This is a genomic window from Oleiphilus sp. HI0043 (genome assembly GCF_001634935.1).
Genome location: NZ_LWEY01001257.1, coordinates 1 through 1,881 on the forward strand (window position 1 = coordinate 1; position 1,881 = coordinate 1,881).

Consider the following 1,881-nt stretch of genomic DNA (forward strand, 5'->3'; position numbering starts at 1 on the left):
CATCTGGCGGTGTTTGCTTTAGGATATCGAGCGCAACTTCCATACGGCCACGAAAGTCTGGCACTAATATCTCAATTTCAATATCGCTGCTACGTTCTCTGATTTCGTTTACACAATCAGCAAAGTGCTGAGCACCACCATCACGCAAATCGTCACGATCTACGGAGGTAATCACAACATAACGCAAAGCCATATCTGCAATTGCAATCGCTAACTCACGAGGTTCGTTTTCAGCAAGTGGCTTGGGACGACCGTGAGCAACATCGCAAAACGGACATCGTCGAGTACATATATCCCCCATTATCATGAAGGTAGCGGTGCCGCCGCCGAAGCACTCTCCCAAATTCGGGCAAGAAGCCTCTTCACAAACACTATGTAGTTTATGCTTACGTAGCTTACCCTTTATCTCATCAATCTTTGGGGTTGCCGGAACCCGAACGCGAATCCAGTCTGGCTTTCGTGGCATTTTTTCAGTAGGAATGACTTTAACGGGTATTCTGGCGACCTTCTCGGCGCCACGAAGCTTTTCACCCTGCACAGCTCGCTTAATCGTCTTAGCACTACTGCCTGTCTTCGCGTCGGCACTACCCTTGGGAGAATCTGTCATAACTACCTTCTACTAAATTTAATTTTGAGCAATTAACTGTCTTTATATTCCATAACAATATCGTCATAGGAAAAAGACTTTCGCAGCTCATTAACCAAGCAACCTGCCGCTCTCTCAACAGCAACATCTTCTTGGAAATCACACAGCTGAACCATTTTGAGATCTTGATAGCCACAAGGGTTAATACGCCCAAAAGGCTCAAGGTTCATATCGATATTGAGACTCAAACCATGAAACGAACGCCCATGCCTGATACGCAAGCCCAGTGAAGCAATTTTATCTTCTCCCACATAAACACCGGGAGCATCTTTTTTAGGTGCAGCCTGAATACCGTATAAGGCCAACATATTGACCAAAGCCTGCTCTATTCTAGAAACAAGGTCTCGAGCACCAATTCCCATACGGTTTATATCGAGCATAAGATAAATTACAAGTTGTCCCGGGCCATGATAGGTAACCTGACCACCCCGGTCGACAGGTACAACAGGAATATCTCCTGGCGCTAGAATATGCTCTTCTTTTCCGGCCTGCCCTTGCGTGAAAACAGGCTCATGCTGCAGCACCCATATTTCATCTTCGGTCTGCTCGTCGCGCTGGTCGGTAAATTCCTGCATTGCTCGCCAGACTTTTTCATAAGGCTGGAGACCGTGTAACATTTTTACTTGTAAATGCTGGCCAAACGCTGGGCCATTTGAGTTTTGAGCTTTCTCTGTCATCGCTATCGCCCTCAGATCAACATGCCAGACTAGATAACCATTTTTATATGGCCAGTCGCCATCAAGGCTTCATGTATCGCTTTTAACTGAGCTTCGCCAGTCGCGTATATATGAAAACGCACCGAGACGAAGGTTCCCTTGCTGCTTTCATTCAAGGTAACCCGATTCTCATCCAGGTCTGGAGCATGAACCTTAACGGTTTCAATCACCAAAGCTTTCAAATCAATATTATTAGAACCAATTGCTTTAATCGGATAATCACAAGGAAACTCTATTTTAACTTCATCTTCAGATGAAGAAGCTGATAGACCTTTAGCTGAAGAGTTACTCAGTATCACAGGTTTCTTTATCATCACACTACCTCCAACCAAGAACTAATTTTCATTAAGAAAACAAACCAATGAAAAACAACTTAATCATATCCAACAGGCGTTTAAAGAAGCCACCCTCGGGCACGGGCTCCAAAGCTACTAAAGCTTCATCAACAATTACTTTACCGTCAAGAGACACAAGTAAGCGGCCGTATTCTTGTCCCACGGCAACAGGCGCTTCAATTAC

The 1,881-nt window shown here is 45.0% G+C and carries 4 protein-coding genes; all 4 read right to left on the reverse strand.

The genetic code is table 11. The features are described from left to right. Window positions 1-607, reverse strand: a 607-nt coding sequence (locus A3729_RS16225; protein ID WP_156497976.1) for a lipoyl synthase, incomplete at its 3' end; no start/stop codon positions are given. Between the two features lie 32 nt (window positions 608-639). Beyond that, the gene (lipB, locus tag A3729_RS16230) at window positions 640-1,263 is read right to left on the reverse strand and encodes a lipoyl(octanoyl) transferase LipB (RefSeq protein ID WP_231872205.1); all 624 of its coding nucleotides are present in this window, start codon (window positions 1,261-1,263) and stop codon (window positions 640-642) included. Between the two features lie 89 nt (window positions 1,264-1,352). Beyond that, window positions 1,353-1,676 carry a YbeD family protein gene (locus A3729_RS16235; RefSeq protein WP_082865051.1) on the reverse strand — a complete coding sequence of 108 codons (324 nt, stop codon included), beginning with the start codon at window positions 1,674-1,676 and terminating at the stop codon, window positions 1,353-1,355. Between the two features lie 31 nt (window positions 1,677-1,707). Then, the gene (locus A3729_RS34640; protein WP_369820138.1) at window positions 1,708-1,878 is read right to left on the reverse strand and encodes a hypothetical protein; all 171 of its coding nucleotides are present in this window, start codon (window positions 1,876-1,878) and stop codon (window positions 1,708-1,710) included. Window positions 1,879-1,881: the final 3 nt, after the last annotated feature.

Excerpts from the sequence above, each read along its gene's own strand:
- lipB (WP_231872205.1), bottom strand. The coding sequence starts at position 1,263 with ATGTTACACGGTCTCCAGCCTTATGAAAAAGTCTGGCGAGCAATGCAG.
- A3729_RS16235 (WP_082865051.1), bottom strand. The coding sequence starts at position 1,676 with ATGATAAAGAAACCTGTGATACTGAGTAACTCTTCAGCTAAAGGTCTA.